The following is a 17797-nucleotide window of genomic DNA, read 5'->3' as shown; positions in this document are numbered from 1 at the left end:
TAAACCTTTGTTAATTAACAAAAGATTAAGTAGGCATTAGTAGAACAATTTCTTACAAGTAAATACCTTGCCCAAAATTTATTTATTATGAGAGTAATCACTACTGCTATTTTTCTTCTATGTAGCATTTTATCTTTTGGTCAAGAAAGAGGTTCTTCACCATCAATTGACATCACTATTTCAGGTAAAATTTTAGAAAAGGAAACAAATGCTCCTTTAGAGTATGCAACTGTGGTAATAACTAATACAGCTGGAAGTATTGTGACAGGTGGGATAACAGATGCAACTGGTCAATATAATGTAGAAGTTTCATCTGGTACTTATGTAGTATCGTATGAGTTTATTGGTTTTGAAACTAAAGTGCTTGAAGCTCAAAAATTTCAGAAAAACACAACCTTACCTGTGCAGTATTTAGCAGAGGATGCACAAAGCTTAGACGAGGTAGTAATTAGAGCAGAAACAACTGAAGTTCAAGTTAGATTAGACAAGAAAATTTATAATATAGGTAAGGATTTAACAACTAGTGGAGCAACAGTAAGTGATGCACTTTCAAATGTTCCTGCGGTTACAGTAGATGTTGATGGGGCAATTGCACTTCGAGGAAATGAAAATGTTAGAATTTTAATAAACGGCAAACCATCTGCAATTGCTGGATTTGGTTCGACGGATGCCCTAAGGCAATTACCCGCTGAAGCGATAGAACGAGTTGAGGTTATAACATCTCCATCTGCTAGATATGATGCTGAAGGTACTGCCGGTATTTTAAACATTATTCTTAGAAAAGAAAAAACATTAGGTCTTAATGGATCAATTCAAACAAATATAGGGTATCCTAACAGTGCTGGTATTTCAGGAAACATTAACTTACGTACTAACAAATTCAATATTTTCAATACAACAGGATATCGATATAGAGATGCGCCAGGAAATGCAAATTTCACCAATCAATATAAAGATGCTAGTGTGATTAATCCACTTGTAATTGAAGATAGAGAATATTTAAGATTAAGTCGAAATTTTAATACTAATTTAGGTATTGAATATTTTTTATCAGATAAGACTTCGATTACTGCTACAGGTTTTTTTCAATTAGGAAATGATGATGATGAAACTATTAATGAAACAAGAGAATTTGATGCTAACAATGACCTATCAACATTTAGACTTAGAACTGAAGATGAAACTGACGATGGTAAAAGATATCAGTTTTCATTAAACTACGTTACTAAATTCGATACCAATGGTCACGAATTAACAGCAGATTTACAATATGAAAATGATGATCAAGAAGAAACATCTTTCATTGGAGAAAAAAATACCTTCCCGAATAACTTAGAGCTTCCAGCCGAATTTATCACAAGTGAAGAGACGCAAAATGAATACTTAGCTCAGATTGATTATGTAAGGCCAATAGGAGAAAATGCACAGTTTGAAGCAGGATATCGTGGTAATTTTAAAGAATCTATAACAGATTATGAGTTAACAGAACAAGCTATTGTAGGAGGCGCTTTTATTAGAAACGATAGTTTGTCTAATGAGTTTACTTACAATGAAAACGTACACGCAGTTTATACGCAATATGGTAATAAATTTGGAAAGTTTTCATTTTTAGCTGGTTTACGATTTGAAAATACTCAGTTAAAAGGAAAAGTAGACGCCATACAAGCAGCGGGTAGTGAAGAGTTAAATATTGATTTTGATAAAAACTATGCAGGATTGTTCCCAACGCTAAACCTTATCTACGAATTAGGAGAGAGCGAAAATATAAGTTTAGGATATAATAGACGAATTAACAGACCAAGAGGGAGATTCATTAATCCATTTCCATCACGTTCTAGTGAAGCAAACGTTTTTCAAGGAAACCCTAATCTCGACCCTGCTTATGCAAGTGCATTCGATTTGGGATACTTAAGAAGATGGGGTAAAGTGACCTTAACATCATCAATATATTACCAATATGAAACTGATGCTTTCGAAAGAATTCAAGAAGATACAGGGGAGTTAACACCTAACGGAATTCCAATTATTAGAACAATTCCTATTAACCTAAGCACAAATAAAAGAATAGGTGCAGAGGCAGGGATTCTTTATAACCCAAACAAATGGTTGCGCTTAAACGGAAGTTTTAACTTCTTCCAGTTCGAAACAGAAGGTGCATTCGGAGGTGTTGATTACGGTACAAAAAATACTAGTTATTTTGCTAGAGGTAGTGCTAAAGTTAGTTTACCATACAAAATCGATTGGCAGACAAATGTATTCTATAGAGGTCCAAGCAACAATGCACAAACCGAAAACAAAAGCATCACTTCAGTGAGTTTAGCTTTCAGTAAAGATATTATGTCAGACAATGGAACCATTGGTTTAAATGTGAGCGATTTGTTAAATTCAAGAAAGCGTCGTTCATTTACAGACACTACTACATTTACTAGCGATAGTGAGTTTCAATGGAGAGAACGTTCTATAAATCTTTCATTTACATATAGATTTAATGAAAAGAAAAAACGAGGTAGACCAAGTCAAAACGGTGGTGGAGACGATGAGTTTGAAGGTTAATTTATAAATGTTTTCCTCGGAAATATTAAGAATTATATCTTTGCTAAATGCAACCAGATAATTTTACCACAACATATTTTGGCATTGGAATAATGAATGGAAAAACTCCCGAAAATTTGGGAGTACTCTGGAGGACAGCTCAAAACTTAGGAGCAAGTTTTATTTTCACCATTGGAAAACGTTATGCAAATCAAGCTAGCGATACACATAATGCTGTTAAATCAATGCCTTATTTCCATTATAAAGACTTCAACGATTTTTTCGAACACTTGCCAAAAGGGGTTCGTATTGTAGGAATTGAAAAAGATGATCGTTCAGAAAACTTAGAAGATTTTAATCACCCACGAAGGTGTGTGTATCTTTTAGGAGCAGAGGATCACGGAATGACTAAAGAGGCTATTGATAAGTCACATTTTTTGGTGCAATTCCCATCTGAGTTTAGCCTAAACGTAGCTGTAGCAGGAAGTATAGTCCTTTACGATCGCTCTAGAAATAAACCTTTACAATAATTAATCTAACGAGCTTAAAAAGGTACTAGCGTTTTCTAAATGAGTAGTGCGTTTTTCTTGATCCATTTTATCGAACATCCTAAGTAGCATTCCTATTCGTGGATTTTGTTCAAAAAAGTTTCTGTTTTTGTCCATAAAGTTCCAAAACAGTCCATCCCATATTTCTTGCCAATCTCCCTTCTTATAATCACTCATTTTTAGAATATAATTGCTGGCACTTATGTAGGGTTTTGTTGCAAAAAATCCGCCATCTGCAAATTGACTCATTCCATAAACATTAGGCACCATTACCCAATCGTAAGCATCAATAAAAAGTTCCATAAACCATTTATATACTTCTTTTGGGTCAAACTCGCATAACAACATAAAATTACCAAGTACCATTAATCGTTCTATGTGATGGCAATACCCTGTAGCTAACACTTTTTTAATTGTAGTGTCTAATGCTGGAATTCCTGTAGTTCCGTCATAAAATGATGCGGGTATTTTACGTGTATGTTTCCAAAAATTAGAAGTTCTTGAAGCGGTTCCTTTTGAAACATACATACCTCTCATAAACTCACGCCATCCAATAATCTGTCTAATAAATCCTTCAGTCGAGTTTAGTGGGATCTCATTATTTGCAGCGAAGCTTAGTGTTTTTTCAATTACTAACTCGGGAGTTAATAAGCCAGTATTTAACATTGGGGTTAATATACTGTGGTTTAAAAATGAATTATGAGAAACAATAGCATCTTCATAAGGCCCAAATTCAATAAAACGTTGCTCTAGAAATTGATTTAACCAAGCTTCACTTTCTTTAAATGAAATAGGATATAACGGAAATTGTTTAACTTCCCCTAAGTTCTCTTTAAAATGTTCTGAGACATATTCCTTAGCCTCTGTGAAAAAATCATTAGTTTCTGGGAACTGTATGGAAGGCGGTATTTTATTACGTGGATATTTCTTTCTGTTTTCGTGATCGTAACTCCATTTCCCACCAGTGGGTTTTCCATTTGTTACAAGTATATCAAGTTTTTTACGCTGAGCAGTATAAAAGTGAGATTGTTGAAATTTCTTCTTTTCTGATGTGAAATAACGTTGTGTTTCTTCAGTTGTATTTATAAACTGCGGACTTTCAAAAAATTGAATTTCAATATTTAATTTCAAGCATGTTTCAGTAATACGATTATGAAGCCAGTTGTCTACAACTTCAAATAGCTGAATTTTTTTGAGACCCTTTTTATGAAGTTTTTTTAATAATATTCTAATATCACAATCGTTACTAGTACTCTCAATATAAAAAGTCTTTTTTTCTAAAGAATTTAAATAACTTTCATACCATTTCATTGAAGCGCGATGGAAAGCTATTTTTTGTTTGTGAAATTTATATTGTTTAAAATATAACCATTCTTCCACGAGATAACACTCAAAATTATTTTCAAGTAATTGCGAGTTTTTGAATAATTGATGAGGAAAAATAAGGTTTAAAATCATATGTTTTTAGTTCTTCTGCAGCGTTCACTGCAATAAATTACAGTCTCCCAATTTAGCTTCCATTTTTTTCGCCAAGTAAATGGAAGTTTACAAACGGGGCATATTTTTTTAGGTAGATCTTGTTTTTTCATCTTAAAATTCAGGAGTTTCTTTTACTCGAGCATACGGGTGTTCCGCAATTTTATTTAAACTATAATAGCTGTTTAGTCCAGAGATACCTACAGTGTTTGAACTTGTTAAATCGATATTTGAGTTCTTACCAAAGACATTATCAGGAATGATGAGGTGTTCAATTTCACCTATGATAAGTGAAGTATTGTTGATGTCAATTTTAATTTCCTGCTGAAATTTTAATCCTATTTTAAAGGTGCTTTCTTTTACAAATGGTGCCTTAAAACCATCAACGTATTCTTCAGTAAGGTTGCAACGTTCAAACTCAGATACCAACGCATCAAATTTAGCCGATGTATAATGTGCGCGTTCTACAAATTCAGGATGTATATGATTAATTGTGTAAAACCCTTTATCAATTATATTTTGATAGGTATTTCTTGGAACATTTCCTTTTGGGCGCATCATAAAACCAATTAGCGGTGGATTACTCCCTAAATGTACAACAGAGCTAAAGATGGCTACATTTGTGATGCCATCTTCGCTAACGGTCCCTATGAGGTTAGCTGGTTTTATTCCACTAACGGAATTAATTATTTTTAAACGTGTAACTCTATCTAGTTGTTCAATTGCTTCTTTATTCAATTCCATAGCGTTTCTCGCTTTTAATAGTCTTAGTTAATGGATCTATTTTTCAATTCCTTTTTAGCTTTATTCCAAAATTTAAAAAACGATGGGTAATATCCTTTAACTTCAGTCATCCAATCTCTATTATGCATTGTTCCTTGGTAGTGATTTGATGTAGGATGTTCTTTGAAATGAATTTCATTAAGTCCTTCATATTTTAGAAGTTCATCAAATTCCCCTACAAATAGCTGAATATTTGGAATGTTTTTAGAAAGTGAAATAACAAAATCCAACACTTTTTTCGAAACAGGGTATGCGTTAAAATACGAGGGTTCTAATAGCAAAATACGATTAGCTTTTACATCATTTAACCATAGTGGATCTAAATTGTAATAATTGTAAATAGTTGTGGGTTGAGTTTTGTTTATAGTAATGTTTTTACTTTGAGGTAGCTCGGTTTTTAATTCAAGTTCCTTTATTTCTTTTAATACTTGAGGTGTTTCAAATTCAGAGAACATTTCGTAAGGCACATCAATCCACGTGTTTTTTTGATTTGTATAGCAATATTTGTTTATATTTTCCTGATTAGCAACATATTTTTTATTGCTATTTGTTCCTGCAACCCATTGCCAGCTAAGTGCATTGCTTGCCCAATCTCCATCAAGTAAATGGTAGTACATCCATTGTGCAGGTAATTTCCAATGTGAACGTCCCATATTGCAAGCTATTGCAGCAATATACATTCTAATGTGGTTGTGTAAATAACCAGTATTGTAAAACTCATTGGTGGCAAGATCAATAGCGTCAATTCCAGTAGTTCCATCGGTAATAGCAGCAGCTATTTTGTGGTTCGTTACTTCTGTTTGTTCGTTCTTTAAATCAGTGTCAATAAGGTTGCCTTTTTCAATCCACACTAACTGCCAATAATCTCTCCAAGCAAGTTCCTGTGATATTTTTTCTATAGTTTCAAAAGCATATTTTTTGTCAAGTAATTTTTCAAAAATATATTTTGTAGAAATAACACCTCTTGAAATATACGGGGATAATTGTGTAACTGCGCCATCGATAAAATTACGCGTTCGCCCATATTTTTCAGGATCGATTGCGTCAATTCGCTTTAGAATTTCTGTCAATTCTGTTGGGAAGATATATTTTATGGTTGATGGGACTTTCATTTGAAATAGCTTTTTTATCAAAAACTGATTAGTTATGCTCTAAAGTTGAAGGTGTTTTTTCGATCGTTCTAGATTTTCGTTAAATAATTCTGGTGTGATTTCGGTTTTGTAGGTTGGAACAATAGACCTAAGTTTTTCTTTTCCTTCAGGGCTATTTATGACTTCTGGAAATGCTTTTTCTAAAACATCTAGCATTATATATACTGCCGTAGATGCCCCAGGCGAAGCACCTAGCAAACAAGTGATACTTCCGTCATTACTACTAATTACTTCGGTTCCAAATTGTAGCTCACCACCCGTATAATCATCTTCCTTTATTATTTGAACCCGTTGTCCCGCATGGATAATTTCCCAATCCTCATTTTTGGCTCCTTTTGCAAATTTTCGAAGCTCATCCATTCTATCTTCGAAGGACATTGCAAGTTGCTCAATAAGATATTTAGTAAGTGGCAAGTTTTTCCAGAAAGCTCCTAACATAGGAGAAATATTATCCAATTTAACAGATTTAAATAGGTCTAAATTTGAACCTTCTTTTAAAAATTTAGGGCTGAACCCTGCGAAAGGTCCAAACAGTAACTCTCTTTTTCCGTTAATGTAACGGGTATCTAGATGTGGTGTTGACATTGGTGGATCACCAGGTCCAGCTTTACTATACACTTTAGCATTATGTTGCTTAATAATTTCTTCATTTTTACAAACTAACCATTGACCACTTACGGGAAAACCGCCATAACCTTCTTTTTCATCAATCTCTACTTTTTGTAATAATAAAAGGCTTCCACCACCTGCACCAATAAAAATATGGTGTGCATCAAAATGGAACAGCTCATCGGTAACAGTGTTTTTTACTTTGGCGAACCATTCTACTTTTTCATCTGGATCTACATCTAGTACATCCATATTACATTGAACAGGAGTGTCAAAATCATTCTCAAGTATAGCAAAAAGCTGTTCGGTTAATGCGCCGTAATTCATTTCGCATCCTCTGTCCATTCGTGAAGCCGCCATAACATCGTCTTCCGTTCGGTCTTCCATAATTAGTGGAAACCATTCTCTCATTTTGTCAATCTCATCAGTAAACTCAATGCTATCAAACATAAAATGCTCTTTCATTTCTAGAAAGCGTTTTTTGAGATAAATCACATTGTCTTCGCCGTGAACCCAGCTATGATGTTTAACAGGGTTAATAAAGCTTTTAGGATCTTTCAACAGCCCTTCCCTTACAAGAAATGCCCAAAATTGTTTTGAAATTTCAAACTGATTACAAATGTCAATTGCTTTAGAAATATCAACTCCTCCGTCACTTTCAGGGCAATAGTTAAGTTCGCAAAGAGCGGAATGGCCTGTTCCTGCATTATTCCAAGCAGCAGAACTTTCTTGTGCAACCCTGTCTAAACGTTCTAATAGTAAGATATCTAATTCAGGTTTTAGCAATTTTGTAATAAGGGCTAGAGTGGCACTCATTATTCCTCCACCTACACAAATTAGGTCGAAATTTTTAACGGATTTGTTTATCATGGTAATGGTTCAGTTGTTAAAATTTCGGCTTTATTATTCTGTTATTTCCACGCCTTTCCAGAAAGCTATGTAACCCTCAATTGGTTTTGCTGCATGTGAAGTTGTAGGGTAATACCAAGCTGCATCTGCATTTGATTTTCCATCGACTTCCAAAGTAAAATATGATGCAGTACCTTTCCAAGGACAATGGCTAGCGGTGTCACTAGAATTAAAAAACTTCTTATTTATTGAGCTAGGTGGAAAGTAATGATTGTTTTCAATGACAACGGTGTCATTACTTTCTGCGATAACTTGATTGTTCCAGATTGCTTTCATATTTTTTATTTTAAAAGTTTTTGTTATTTCTGGCTTTCGCCAAAATTTTAAAGCGGGAAGATTTGTTATTTCTTTTTCATAAAAAGATAATTTTTATAATATCCTTTATTGTCTGTAAATGAATCTACAATTGTTAAACCAGCTTCATCTGCTAACCACGATACTATTTTGTCGTCGTATTTTTGAGATATTTCAGTATGAATTGTTTCCCATTCTTCAAAGTTGATAGTAAGCGCTATTTCGCCAATGGTCACTTCTTGTTTTTTAGTAGAAACCAAGTAACTTTTTGCAGTTCCTGTTTCTGGATCGTAAACTTCCCAATGTTTGAAAGCATCTAAATCAAAATTTGCTTTCATTTCAGAATTGATACGTGCTAACAAATTTTTATTGAAAGCTGCAGTAATTCCTTCAGGGTCATTATATGCATCAAGTATAGTTTGTGGGTCCTTTTTCTGATCAAAACCTATAAGAACCATATCTTCAGATGACATGGCATTTTTAAGTTGTGTTAAAAAGTCGATAGCTTTTGGGTGTAATAAGTTTCCAATGTTAGAACCTAAAACCATTATAGCTTTCTTTCTAGAGTCATATGATTTTAATCTTTTTAGGACATCAAAATATTCTCCAATTTCTGCTTCGACTTTTAAAGCAGGATTTTCAGCTTTTAAGTTTGATGAAAGACTATCGATTGCGTTTTGACTAATATCGATAGGTTTGTATATGAAATTAGTTTTTTTTGAAACTAATTCATTAAGCAGTACTTTGGTTTTTTTACCGTCTCCAGCACCTAATTCAATAAGGTCGAAACCTTCTTCTTTATTGTCAAAATATGTTGAAATCGCTGTAACGTGATTTGTTAGAATTTCAAATTCGCAATTAGTCAAATAATATGACGGCATCGCCATAATATCTTGAAATAATTTATCTCCTTTTTTGTCGTAAATATATTTTGAATAAAGAAATTTAGGGAAGGTGTTAAGTCCTTCGAAAACATCTTTTTTAAATGGTGTATTTGGCATTTGTAGCTGTATGTTCAGTGTTATTTGGCAAGACGGATCCCAGTGTATTGCCATCTTAAATTTGTATGAAAAAAATTTCGGTAGGTTGGTCGTGTATGTTTCGATGCGGTTACAACAGATGCTCCTCTAAGTACTTTTTGATTTACCATAAACTTCCCATTGTATTCACCTATAGCTCCTGGTGCCTTTTTATAGCCGGGATAGGGTAAGTATGCGCTTTCTGTCCATTCCCATCGTTGTCCCCATTTAAAGTTGTTTTGAGAGGCTTCCCACTCGAACTCTGTAGGCAACCTACAACCTTTCCATTGTGCATAAGCAAATGCTTCGAAGTATGAAATATGTTTTACTGGTGAGTCCATGGTTAATGGTTTGAGGCCATTTAAGGTGTAGTGATGCCAATTCTCATCAATTTTGTGCCAATACATAGGTTGAGATATTCCAGTTTCTTTTAGCCATTCCCAAGCTTCAGCATGCCAATAGTTGAAGTCATTGTATATGCCAGCTTTTATAAATTCTAAATATTCAGCATTAGTTACAAGCTTGTTTGCAATTTCGTATTTGTGGAGATATACTTTGTGTCGTCCTATTTCATTGTCATAATGAAACTCTTCTAAATTAGTGTGACCTATTTCATAGATTCCCTCACCCATTGAAATCCATTTAAACTTTTCCTTCTCCGTAGTGCTTTCAATAAAATGGTCGTCGTACTTTGGCTGGAAAGAATTATTTCCAAGAATATATTTAATATCAGTCATTAACAACTCCTGATGTTGTTTTTCGTGATGAATTCCCATTAATAATAGGTGTTCGATTTCCTTTGAAATATCAATAGTTTCTAGAAAATCTTTTAGTTCATTAGTAACGTAATGTCTATAATCATAAACTTGTGCAACTCCAGGGCGAGACATATTTCCTCTATCCGTTCTAACGACTCTTTTGCCAATAGATTCATAATAGCTGTTAAAAGCAAAAGCAAAATCTGGATGAAATAACTTGTAGTTTGGTTTATGATGTTTTAGGATAAATTCTTCAAAAAACCATGTAGTATGTCCTAAATGCCATTTTGGTGGCGAGACGTCAACTATGGGTTGTACAACGTAATCTTCAATCTCTAAAGGTTTGCAAAGTTGTTCTGTTTTGCTTCTTGTTTCAGTAAATAAAGTTACAAGGTTTTTAGTAGCAATCATAATAGTGAAATTTCTGTGTATGTTATAAAGATACAGAAACATTTTTCCCTTTCTGAAGCCCTTTCATGTTAAAAGGTGTTAATTGTTTGGGGTTAGGGTATATGTGTTAAACAAAAAAGCCTCAATAACATTGAGGCTTTTTTAAATTTTGTATAATAATAACTACTGTTACTTACCAGTTTTGAAAGTAAAAGGAACTGTCATTTTAATAGCTCTCGGTTTTCCACCCATCATTCCAGGTTTCATTTGAGGCATTTTCATTATGTTATCTTTTGCTGCTTTTTGAAGACCCGCATTTCCGCCAGTTACGCTAGTTACTTCAACGTTACCTAATTCATTAATTACAAAGTTAACTGTAACGCGACCTTGAATATTTTTTTTATATTCTTCAGTTGGATATTTGAAATTTTTTACAATGTGCTCTGTAAGTTTTGTATTAAAACAAGCATCTAATTGAGAGGTGCTTCCTTTACAGCCTGGCCATACTGGTGCAATCTCTTTCATTGTTAGTTTGTTTTTATTTACATCACCCCATTCTTCTTGGGCTGTAGATACTGTAACTGCTAAAATTGCAAATAGAAAGATAAGTTTTTTCATAAGTAGTATTCGGGGTTAAATGGCAACAACACCTTTAATGTGTGGATGCGGATTATAGTCTGTTAATGTAAAGTCATCAAATTTAAAGCCAAAGATGTCTTTTACCTTAGGATTGATAATCATTTTCGGTAAAGGTTTTGGATCTCTAGATAATTGAAGCTCAATTTGCTCCATATGGTTCGTGTAAATGTGTGCATCACCAAAAGTGTGAATGAAATCTCCTGCTTGATATCCACATACTTGAGCCATCATTTGAGTAAATAATGCATATGATGCGATATTGAAAGGTACTCCTAGAAAAATATCTGCGCTTCGTTGGTATAATTGACAGGATAATTTTCGTGTACTATCATCTCCTTCAACCTCAGGGGCGCTTACATAAAACTGAAAAAATGCGTGGCAGGGTGGAAGTGCTGCTTTACCATTAGCGACATTTTCTGAAAATGGCTTAGAAGTATCTGGCATTACACTTGGGTTCCAAGCGCTAACTAGCATTCTTCTGCTATCTGGATTGGTTTTAAGTGTATGTACTATATCTGAAATTTGATCGATTTCTTCATTGTTCCAGTTTCTCCATTGATGGCCATAAACGGGTCCTAGATTACCTTCTTCATCAGCCCATTCATTCCAAATTCGGACACCATTTTCTTTTAAATATTTTATGTTTGTATCTCCTGCGAGAAACCATAACAATTCGTGTACAATAGATTTTAAGTGTAATTTTTTAGTAGTTACCATAGGGAAACCTTCACTTAAATCAAATCGCATTTGGTATCCGAATACACTTTTAGTACCTGTACCAGTTCTATCGCTTTTAAGACTTCCATGCTCGAGCACGTGTTCAATAAGGTCGTGATATTGTTTCATAATTTCTGAAAATATAGAACGCTAAAAATAGTGAAAGATTATAGCTACAGGAAAAAGCTGATTTTGCATTTATAATTAGTTATTAACTAAACGTAATTTAGCCAATTAACATCCCTGCAATTGTCGCGGTTAGAAGCGCTGCAACAGTACCTCCAATTAAGGCTTTAATACCAAATTTAGCTAAAGTACCTCTCTGTTTTGGTGCAAGAACTCCAATACCTCCAATTTGAATTCCAATTGAGGCAAAATTTGCAAATCCACATAAAGCATAAGTTGCAATAACTATTGAGCGGTAATTTGTAATTGCACCACTAGCTTTTAATTTACTAAGTGAAGCATATGCGTAAAATTCGTTCAAAATTGTTTTTTCACCTAATAACTGACCTACTGTTGTGATATCTGTTGCGGGTACACCAATAATCCAAGCGACAGGAGCGAACACGTTACCTAGAATGTATTCCATCGATAATGAAGCATATCTTCCATCTGAACTACTTGCAATAAGACCATTGAGACCTGTGAAATCTCCAATTAAATCTCCTAGCATCCAGTTGAGAACACCCATTAATGCTGTAAATACTAAAAGCATTGCACCAACATTTACAGCAAGTTTAAGTCCGTCAGTTGTACCTCTTGAGATAGCGTCTAGTATATTAGTGCCTACTTTTTCTCTTGAAATGTCAAGTTTGCTATTAACCTCTTCGGTTTCTGGGTATAGAATTTTAGCAATTACAATAGCTGCAGGGGCTGACATTATTGAAGCTGTCAATAAATGTTTTGCGAAAATTGCTTGCTCAGCAGGGTTGTCTCCTCCTAAAAAAGCAATGAAAGCGGCAAGTACTCCACCTGCTATTGTAGCCATTCCACCTACCATAAGACAGAGCATTTCAGACTTAGTCATTTTATCTAAGTATGGTTTTACAACTAGTGGTGCTTCAGTTTGACCTATAAAAACATTTGCTGCTGCCGCAAGACTTTCTGCACCAGATAAACGCATAGTTTTACTCATTACCCACGCTAGTCCTTTTACAACAACTTGTAAAATACCAAGGTAATATAACAATGAAGTAAAGGCTGAAAAGAAAACAATTGTTGGCAGTACTTTAAACGCAAATATGTATCCCATACTAGCTGATGGATCTACTAATTTTCCAAAAACAAATAGAGCTCCTTGTTCTGCGATGTTCAAAAAGTCTACAACTTTACGAGATATCCAGTCAAAACCGTAAGCTACAAAATCAACTTTTAATACTAATATTGCAAACAATACTTGAAGAATAAGTCCTGTTAGTACAAGACGCCAGTTAATTTTACGTCGGTTTGCACTTAATAAAAAGCACACTGTAATTAAAAACAGCATTCCTATTAATCCTCTACCTATACTGTTTGCGGAGATACCCAATCCTAAATTAGAATCGAGAGCAATGTTGTTCTCCGTTGGTGTTTCGTCTAATACTTCTACAGGAGTTTCAATTGCACCTATTAATGAATAGATTGTGTTGTTTTCAGTAAATTTTAATGTTGTATCAGTTAGTTCTGTAACGTGATATCTTCTTATAGTATCGTTTGGTGTATTAAAGAATAATACTAATAAGTTGTTTTGAAAGATGTAATCTCCGGAGGCGTTATAGTTATTTTCAGCTTTCAATGAATACTGAAATGTTCCATCTTTAAACTCGAACACGTCATTTTGTTTGTCAATGTCGAGCAGTGAAGTTTCACTTGCATCTGTTATTGCGTCAAAATTCCATTGTTTTTCAATAGTTTGACCTAGCGCATTTCCGAAGAAAAAAAGAGCGCACAATAAACTTAAAACTGATTTCATAAAGGACTTGTATTAGTTTCTTTTAGAGATTTCATCTCTAATTTTAGCTGCTTGCTCGTAATCTTCATTTTCTACTGCTGCATCTAACATTTCGTTTAATTCCTGAAGAGAAACATCGATTAATTCATCTGTATCTGTTGTTACAGATTCAGCATCATCACTCAATAAAAGTTCCTCAATAACGGCATCTTCATCTACTTTTTTATCTTTCTTCTTTTTGCCAGATTTCAAGAAGATTCCAGCTTTTTCAAGAATGCCTTTGTAAGTAAAAATAGGGGCTTTAAAACGTAGTGCTAATGCAATTGCATCACTGGTTCTTGCGTCTATAATTTCTTCAATACCTTCTCGTTCGCAAATAATACTAGAGTAAAAAACGCCATCCACTAGTTTGTGGATGATAACTTGTTTAACTACAATTTGGAATCTGTCAGAAAAGTTTTTGAAAAGGTCGTGAGTCAATGGCCTTGGAGGCATTATCTCTTTTTCTAATGCAATCGCGATAGATTGTGCTTCAAAAGCTCCAATAACAATTGGTAATTTTCGGTCTCCATCAACTTCACTCAAAATGAGGGCGTAGGCTCCATTTTGCGTTTGGCTATAAGAGATTCCTTTTATGTTTAAGCGAACTAAGCTCATTGTCAATAATACGTTTTCAGTAGCAGTACGCAGAGGTGCGGACTCAAATAGAAAAGGCTGTTTAGACAGGATGTTTCCATGTTTAAACAGCCTTTTTCAGTGGCACAAATTAACAAAAAATAGTGTCGAAACAATTCCTTTTTAATAAAAAGAAAATGCTTAACGTCTGTTCTTAGTTGTTTTGGGCTTTAAAAGCTTTTAATTTTTCGTTTAGTTGTGGTACAATTTCAAAGGCATCACCTACAATACCGTAATCTGCTGCTTTGAAAAAAGGTGCCTCAGGATCATTGTTAATTACAACTTTCACTTTAGAAGAGTTGATTCCGGCTAAATGCTGAATTGCTCCACTAATTCCAATTGCAATATATAATGTAGATGCTACTGGTTTTCCTGTTTGCCCTACGTGTTCACCGTGTGGTCTCCATCCCATATCACTTACAGGCTTAGAACAAGCTGTTGCTGCTCCAAGAATTTCTGCCATTTCTTCAATCATCCCCCAGTTTTCAGGACCTTTTAAGCCACGACCAGCTGAAACAACAATTTCTGCATCAGCAATAGTTACTTTATCTGTTGCCTTATCTACGGAAACAACTTTAGTATTAAAGTCGTCGTCTGATAATGATGGGCTGAAAGCTTCAGCAGCAGCTGCTCCAGCGTTTTCTTTTAATCCAAAAGCATTTTTACCTAATCCTACAACTTTTACATCTGTTGAGATTTCAGTTAATGAAAATGCTTTGTTTGTAAAAACACTGTGCTTAACTTTAAAAGGCGAAATACTTTCTGGTGCTGCAACTACATTAGGTACGTAACCTGCTTCGAGATTAACAGCGACTAACGGAGCCATGAATTTTGCATCTGCACTAGATGTTAATACAACAACTTTAGCACCTTCTGCTTTTGCTGCTTGAGCAACAACATCAGCATAAGCTTCTGCATTAAAATTGTTTAATTTATCATTAGAAACTTCTAGTACTTTATCTGCACCGTATGTTCCTAATTGTGATGCATCACCTCCGTTTACAGAAACAGCAGTAACTGTTGTTCCCATTTCGTTAGCAATTGCTTTTGCGTAAGAAACGACTTCAAACGCTGTTTTTTTGAATGAACCATTTTCAGATTCTGTATATACTAAAACACTCATAGTTTTATATAAATTTCCAAAATTCAACTCTTAATTCTCTTTTGAAAAAGTATTAAGAAATTACATTTTGTGATTTGTAATTCATTTTTGTTACGCGCAATCCTTAGATTACTTTCGCTTCATTGTGTAATAAGTTAATAAGATCATCAACATTATCAACTAACTTAACTGCTCCTTTAGGTGCTGGTTTCTCAAAAGAAACTGTTTTAGTTTCAGAGTTAGCATCTACTGGTTCTCTAACTGTAAGTGGCTTGCTACGAGCTTGCATAATACCACGCATATTAGGAATACGAAGATCACTTTCTTCAACTAATCCTTTTTGACCACCAACTACTAGAGGTAATGATGTGCTTATAGTTTCTTTACCACCGTCAATTTCTCTAATTGCAGTTACATTGCTATCAGCTACTTCTAGGCTAATGCACGTGTTAACAAAATTAGCATCAAGCATTTTGGCAAGCATACCAGGAACCATTCCTCCATTATAATCAATTGACTCACGTCCACCAATTACAAGGTCGTAACCTCCATCTTTTACGACGGCTGCTAATTGTTTCGCTACAGCATAACCATCAGTAGCAGGTGTGTTTACTCTAATTGCTTCATCTGCACCAATTGCTAATGCTTTTCTCAAAGTAGGTTCTGTTTCTGGACCTCCTACGTTTACAACGTGCACACTAGCACCTTGCTTTTCTTTGAACCACATTGCTCTGGTTAAACCAAATTCATCATTAGGGTTAATTACAAAGTTTACTCCATTTGTGTCAAATGCAGTGTCACCATCTGTAAAATTAATTTTTGAAGTTGTATCAGGCACGTGGCTAATACATACAAGAATCTTCATATATATTTTCTTTTAATTAGGTATTTTATTTAGCGTATTGTTTAAATGTAAAATATTCAATAATACGGTCGCCAAAGATAACGAAATAAAACCTAATTTACTATGCGTGCATAGTATTTTTTTGATCTGAAATGTTATTGATTTGAAATTTCCTTAGTTTTTACAAGGGGTAAAGTGATTGAATAGTAGCGTGTGCTTTTTGGGAAATAAATACTATTTTTGTTTTCCTTAAAATTTCAGAAGAAGTTGTGACTTAATTAAAGTTTCGGCTTTGCCAGAGATATTTAGAATTAATATAAAAACAAACCGCGAAAATTATTAAGCGGAGTCGAAATATGAAAACAATTCAATTTAGAGAAGCTATTTGCGAGGCGATGAGCGAAGAAATGCGCCGCGATGAGTCTATTTACTTAATGGGTGAAGAAGTTGCCGAATACAACGGTGCTTATAAAGCTAGTAAGGGAATGTTAGACGAGTTTGGTGCTAAGCGTGTTATTGATACTCCTATTGCGGAACTTGGTTTTGCAGGTATAGCTATAGGTAGTGCAATGAATGGTAACAGGCCAATTGTAGAATATATGACGTTCAATTTCTCATTAGTGGGGATTGATCAGATTATAAATAATGCAGCTAAAATACGTCAAATGAGTGGTGGACAATTTAATTGTCCTATTGTTTTTAGAGGTCCTACAGCAAGTGCAGGCCAATTAGCAGCAACTCACTCACAAGCTTTTGAAAACTGGTTTGCAAATACTCCAGGTTTAAAAGTGGTTGTTCCTTCTAATCCAGCGGACGCTAAAGGATTATTGAAAAGCGCTATTCGTGATAATGATCCAGTAATTTTTATGGAAAGTGAGCAAATGTATGGTGATAAAGGTGAAGTTCCTGAAGGAGAATACTTGATTCCACTTGGTGTTGCTGAAATTAAAAGAAAAGGGACAGATGTAACTATCGTTTCTTTTGGAAAAATAATTAAGGATGCTTATAAAGCAGCAGAAGAATTAGCGAAAGAAGGTATTGAATGCGAAATTATCGATTTGAGAACTGTTCGCCCTATGGATCACGATGCAATTTTGACATCGGTTAAGAAAACTAACAGACTAGTTATTCTTGAAGAGGCTTGGCCTTTTGGGAATGTAGCTACAGAAATTACATACCAAGTGCAAAGTCAGGCGTTTGATTACCTAGATGCACCTATTGTAAAAATAAATACAGCAGATACTCCTGCGCCTTATTCACCAGAACTTTTAAAAGAATGGTTGCCTAATAGCGATGATGTTGTTAAGGCTGTGAAGAAAGTGATGTATCGTGATTAATTTTTAGAAATTAGTAAGCATTACTGACGGTTTAATAGCCGAATAAAATTAAAATTAAAGCTTGTTACATAACTGTAACAG

General features: G+C 34.4%; 17 protein-coding genes. 3 read left to right on the top strand and 14 right to left on the bottom strand.

Annotated elements, in window-relative coordinates:
• Nucleotides 1–87 precede the first annotated feature (87 nt).
• Together GBH57_RS00840 and GBH57_RS00835 are read left to right on the top strand one after the other, a co-directional pair.
• On the top strand, nucleotides 88–2553 hold the full coding sequence (locus GBH57_RS00840) for a TonB-dependent receptor (protein WP_151672159.1): 2466 nt from the start codon (nucleotides 88–90) through the stop codon (nucleotides 2551–2553).
• Nucleotides 2554–2600: 47 nt separating this feature from the next.
• Entirely contained in the window at nucleotides 2601–3062 is a 462-nt protein-coding gene (locus GBH57_RS00835) for an RNA methyltransferase (protein WP_151672158.1), read from the top strand.
• Here the strand turns inward: GBH57_RS00835 and GBH57_RS00830 are convergent, their stop codons facing one another.
• The 14 genes from GBH57_RS00830 to GBH57_RS00765 form a co-directional block, all read right to left on the bottom strand.
• On the bottom strand, nucleotides 3063–4538 hold the full coding sequence (locus tag GBH57_RS00830) for a cryptochrome/photolyase family protein (protein WP_151672157.1): 1476 nt from the start codon (nucleotides 4536–4538) through the stop codon (nucleotides 3063–3065).
• The gene (locus GBH57_RS00825; RefSeq protein ID WP_151672156.1) at nucleotides 4535–4669 is read right to left on the bottom strand and encodes a DUF2256 domain-containing protein; all 135 of its coding nucleotides are present in this window, start codon (nucleotides 4667–4669) and stop codon (nucleotides 4535–4537) included. The genes GBH57_RS00830 and GBH57_RS00825 overlap by 4 nt, the downstream gene beginning before the upstream one ends.
• Before the next feature lies 1 nt (nucleotide 4670).
• Nucleotides 4671–5300, bottom strand: a complete 630-nt coding sequence (locus GBH57_RS00820) for a flavin reductase family protein (RefSeq protein ID WP_151672155.1) — start codon at nucleotides 5298–5300, stop codon at nucleotides 4671–4673.
• Nucleotides 5301–5323: 23 nt separating this feature from the next.
• Entirely contained in the window at nucleotides 5324–6451 is a 1128-nt protein-coding gene (locus GBH57_RS00815; RefSeq protein WP_151672154.1) for an FAD-binding domain-containing protein, read from the bottom strand.
• A gap of 39 nt (nucleotides 6452–6490) precedes the next feature.
• Complete coding sequence (mqo, locus tag GBH57_RS00810) at nucleotides 6491–7969, bottom strand: malate dehydrogenase (quinone) (protein WP_151672153.1); 1479 nt, start codon at nucleotides 7967–7969, stop codon at nucleotides 6491–6493.
• A gap of 33 nt (nucleotides 7970–8002) precedes the next feature.
• Nucleotides 8003–8284, bottom strand: a complete 282-nt coding sequence (locus GBH57_RS00805; RefSeq protein ID WP_151672152.1) for a DUF427 domain-containing protein — start codon at nucleotides 8282–8284, stop codon at nucleotides 8003–8005.
• A gap of 65 nt (nucleotides 8285–8349) precedes the next feature.
• On the bottom strand, nucleotides 8350–9357 hold the full coding sequence (locus GBH57_RS00800; protein ID WP_235904620.1) for an L-histidine N(alpha)-methyltransferase: 1008 nt from the start codon (nucleotides 9355–9357) through the stop codon (nucleotides 8350–8352).
• Nucleotides 9324–10490, bottom strand: coding sequence for an ergothioneine biosynthesis protein EgtB (gene egtB, locus GBH57_RS00795; RefSeq protein ID WP_151672151.1), 1167 nt, complete (start codon nucleotides 10488–10490; stop codon nucleotides 9324–9326). The genes GBH57_RS00800 and egtB overlap by 34 nt, the downstream gene beginning before the upstream one ends.
• A 168-nt stretch (nucleotides 10491–10658) precedes the next feature.
• Complete coding sequence (locus tag GBH57_RS00790; protein ID WP_151672150.1) at nucleotides 10659–11087, bottom strand: energy transducer TonB; 429 nt, start codon at nucleotides 11085–11087, stop codon at nucleotides 10659–10661.
• A gap of 15 nt (nucleotides 11088–11102) precedes the next feature.
• Nucleotides 11103–11954 carry a thymidylate synthase gene (locus tag GBH57_RS00785; protein WP_151672149.1) on the bottom strand — a complete coding sequence of 284 codons (852 nt, stop codon included), beginning with the start codon at nucleotides 11952–11954 and terminating at the stop codon, nucleotides 11103–11105.
• Between the two features lie 97 nt (nucleotides 11955–12051).
• Entirely contained in the window at nucleotides 12052–13779 is a 1728-nt protein-coding gene (locus tag GBH57_RS00780) for a nucleoside transporter C-terminal domain-containing protein (RefSeq protein ID WP_151672148.1), read from the bottom strand.
• A gap of 12 nt (nucleotides 13780–13791) precedes the next feature.
• Entirely contained in the window at nucleotides 13792–14415 is a 624-nt protein-coding gene (locus GBH57_RS00775) for a bifunctional nuclease family protein (RefSeq protein WP_151672147.1), read from the bottom strand.
• A gap of 172 nt (nucleotides 14416–14587) precedes the next feature.
• On the bottom strand, nucleotides 14588–15556 hold the full coding sequence (locus GBH57_RS00770; RefSeq protein ID WP_151672146.1) for an electron transfer flavoprotein subunit alpha/FixB family protein: 969 nt from the start codon (nucleotides 15554–15556) through the stop codon (nucleotides 14588–14590).
• Nucleotides 15557–15659: 103 nt separating this feature from the next.
• Nucleotides 15660–16400 carry an electron transfer flavoprotein subunit beta/FixA family protein gene (locus GBH57_RS00765; protein ID WP_151672145.1) on the bottom strand — a complete coding sequence of 247 codons (741 nt, stop codon included), beginning with the start codon at nucleotides 16398–16400 and terminating at the stop codon, nucleotides 15660–15662.
• Between the two features lie 317 nt (nucleotides 16401–16717).
• Between GBH57_RS00765 and GBH57_RS00760 the strand changes: the two genes are divergently transcribed.
• Nucleotides 16718–17716 (top strand): pyruvate dehydrogenase complex E1 component subunit beta, encoded by a 999-nt coding sequence (locus GBH57_RS00760; RefSeq protein WP_262714249.1) that lies wholly within the window; start codon nucleotides 16718–16720, stop codon nucleotides 17714–17716.
• Nucleotides 17717–17797 lie beyond the last annotated feature (81 nt).

It is taken from the genome of Patiriisocius marinus (genome assembly GCF_008974325.1).
In the GTDB taxonomy this organism is placed as follows: domain Bacteria; phylum Bacteroidota; class Bacteroidia; order Flavobacteriales; family Flavobacteriaceae; genus Patiriisocius; species Patiriisocius marinus.
The sequence above is the reverse complement of the archived record's forward strand: the minus strand, read 5'-3'. Positions and strand labels throughout refer to the sequence as shown.